1 protein-coding gene and 1 pseudogene are annotated in these 2,832 nt (G+C 71.1%); one reads left to right on the top strand and one right to left on the bottom strand.

Going from position 1 to position 2,832, the window contains the following annotated elements:
- A partial coding sequence (locus tag EIO58_RS15540) for an NAD(+) synthase (RefSeq protein WP_127820268.1) occupies positions 1-2,010 on the bottom strand: 2,010 nt, incomplete at its 3' end.
- A 168-nt stretch (positions 2,011-2,178) separates the two neighbouring features.
- Here EIO58_RS15540 and EIO58_RS15535 point away from each other — a divergent pair.
- Positions 2,179-2,832: pseudogene (locus EIO58_RS15535) on the top strand (DNA helicase); the annotation flags it as partial.

Raw genomic sequence — 2,832 nt, 5'->3', positions numbered from 1 at the left:
CGCCCGCCAGTCGCCGCGCGGCGACAGCGAGCCCGCGGGCGAGACCTTCGGCCCGTTCGGGATCGCGGAGCGCTTGAACTGGGCGAACGCGAAGTAGCGCTGCAGGAACACCTGCAGCCACTTCACGACCGTCGGGAGGTCGTACGCGTAGCGGTCCTCGTCGGGGAAGCCGGGAGGCCAGGCTCCGGCATCCTTGTCGCCCCATGCGTGCGCCGCGACGTAGGCGATCTTCGACGGGCGGAAGCCGAAGCGCAGCACGTGGTACAGCGCGAAGTCGTGCAGGGCGTACGGCCCGATGCGGTCTTCGGTGGACTGCATCCTGCCGTCCTGACCGGCGGGAACGAGCTCGGGCGAGATCTCGGTGTCGAGCACCGACTGCAGCACCGCGGCCTCGGCGTCGTCCACGCCCTCGCGATGCGCGATGACCCAGCGGATGACGTGCTGGATGAGCGTCTTCGGCACGCCGGCGTTGACGGCGTAGTGGCTCATGTGGTCGCCGACGCCGTACGTCGCCCATCCCAGTGCGAGCTCCGACAGGTCGGACGTGCCGATCACCATGCCGCCGTTGTGATTGGCGAGGCGGAACAGGTAGTCGGTGCGCAGGCCTGCCTGCACGTTCTCGAACGTGACGTCGTGCACCGGCTCGCCGTCGGCGAACGGATGCCCGAGCCGCTCCAGCATCTCGGTCGCCGCCGGGCGGATGTCGATCGTCTCGATCGACGCGCCGACGGACTCCGCGAGCGCGATGGCGTTGGACCTGGTGTGCTCGCTGGTGGCGAAGCCGGGCATGGTGTACGCGAGGATGTCGTGCCTCGGCCGGCCCATGCGGTCCATGGCACGGGCGACCACCAGCAGAGCATGCGTCGAGTCGAGTCCGCCGCTCAGGCCGATGACCGGCTTCGGGCCGCCGATCGCGCGCATGCGCTGCACGAGGCCCGACACCTGGATGTTGAACGCCTCGTAGCAGTCGCGCGCGAGGCGCTCCGGGTCGTCGGGCACGAAGGGGAAGCGATCGAGCGGGCGGCGCAGCCCGATGTCGACGGCCGGCGGATCGAGCTCGAAGTGCACGGTGCGGAACGCGCCGGGGCCGAGCGCGGTCGCCCCATGGATCGCCTCGGCGCGCCGGTTGTCGTCGAACGTGCCCTGGCGGAGGCGGTCCTGGCGCAGGCGGTCGAGGTCGACGTCGGCGACCGAGCGGCGGGGGCCGTCGGGGAACCGCTCGGTCTCGGCCAGCAGGTTGCCGCCCTCGTAGATCATGGTCTGGCCGTCCCACGACACGTCGTTCGTGGACTCGCCCATGCCGGCTGCCGCGTACGCGTAGGCCGCGAGGCACCGCAGCGACTGCGACTGGCAGAGGTCCTTGCGGTCCTCCGCACGCGCGATCGTGATCGGGCTGCCGCTGAGGTTGAGCAGCACCGTGGCGCCGGCCAGCGCCGCGCGGGACGAGGGCGGGATCGGCACCCACACGTCTTCGCACACCTCGGCGTGCACGACGAGACCTGGCACGTCGAGCGCTTCGAACAGCAGGTCCGGCCCGAACGGCGCCTCGAGTTCGCCGACGCGGATGTCCTGCCCCTCCTGGTCGTCGCCCGGGGCGTACCAGCGCCGCTCGTAGAACTCGCGGTATGTGGGCAGGTGGGACTTGGGCACGACGCCGAGCAGCTCGCCCCGGTGGATCACGACGGCGCAGTTGTACAGGCGGCTGCGGTGGCGCAGCGGCGCGCCCACGACGAGCATCGGGAAGAGATCGACGGATGCCTCGACCAGCCGCTCGATCGCTGTCACGACGGCGTCGATCACGGGATCCTGCATCACGAGGTCGTCGATCGCGTAGCCGGTGAGGCACAGCTCGGGAAAGAGGGCGACGGCGATGGACTCGGCATCGCACAGCCGCGCGGCCTCGAGCACGGCATCCGCGTTGGTGGCGGGGTCGGCCACGGAGACCGGGATCGTGCAGGCCGCGACGCGGGCGAACCCGTGGCGGTACGCGCTCTCGAACGGCAGGCTCATGCGCTCCAGTCTGGCAGGTGGGTCGGCTTGCGGCATCCGCCTCGCCCCCGCGCGCGATCCGTCGCAGATGGCCGCTCGGGTCGGCGCGGAGCGACCATTTGCGACGGCTCGACCCGGTGGCAGGTGGTGTCGGATGCCGCGGCTAGGGTCGTGGAAGAAGGGCAGGGCATGCGATACATCGAGGACGAAGGCCGGATCGTCTGGAGCGCGAGCGACCTCAAGGCCGCCGCGGAGTGCGAGTTCGCGTGGCTGCGGGCGATCGACGCGAGGCTGGGGCGCATCGCCGCGGTCGAAGAGCCCGAAGACCTCACGCTCGAGCGCGCCGGTCGCCTCGGCACCGTCCACGAGCGGCGGGTGCTCGCCGACTATGTCGAGCGGTTCGGCGATCGCGTCGTGCAGATTCCCGAGGCGCGGTCGTCGGATGCCGCGGCCCTCGCCGATGCGGTGGCCCTGACGAACGCGGCCCTCGAGTCGGACGCCGAGGTCATCTACCAGGCGGCGTTCTCGACCGACGATTTCGTCGGATTCGCCGACTTCCTGGTGCGCGACCCTTCGACAGACTCAGGGATCACGGGGGTGCGGCCGTGGGTCGTGCAAGACACCAAGCTGGCGCGGCGCGCGCGGGTGACCGCGCTCATGCAGCTGGCTGCATACGTCGATCAGCTCGACCGGCTGCAGATGCCGCGGGCCGACCGTGTCGAGCTCCTCCTCGGCGACGGAAGCGTCAGCGTGCACGAGGTCGCCGACCTGCTTCCGGTTTTCGGGCTCCGTCGCGAGCGGCTCGCGGCGCTCATCGCCGACCGTCGCCTCGACCTCGGCGCC

Origin of the sequence: Microbacterium sp. CPCC 204701, from assembly GCF_004010105.1 — a bacterium.
Lineage (GTDB): Bacteria > Actinomycetota > Actinomycetes > Actinomycetales > Microbacteriaceae > Microbacterium.
This window is presented reverse-complemented; position numbering and strand designations above follow the sequence as displayed.